Source organism: Corynebacterium mendelii, assembly GCF_017307055.1.
Lineage (GTDB): Bacteria > Actinomycetota > Actinomycetes > Mycobacteriales > Mycobacteriaceae > Corynebacterium > Corynebacterium mendelii.
This window is the reverse complement of sequence record NZ_JAFLEQ010000018.1, coordinates 55,718-55,966: the sequence shown is the minus strand read 5'-3', so window position 1 is coordinate 55,966 and position 249 is coordinate 55,718.

Here is a 249-nt window from a genome sequence, read left to right as displayed (position 1 = left end):
AGCAGTAATGCTGTCAGGTGACCGGTACTAATACACCGACACCAAACACACCAACCCCCCCACACCCTGTGTGGGCAACAAAAAAAGGGGTTGGCAACGAGCAGAAAAACACCGTGTGAAAAACACGACACAAATTCACGTCCACTATACGGTATCCGTCACAACACCCCAGCAAAAATATGTGACACAGACTTGTCGGTGGCGATAGCGGTAGGGAAACGCCCGGCCCCATTCCGAACCCGGAAGCTA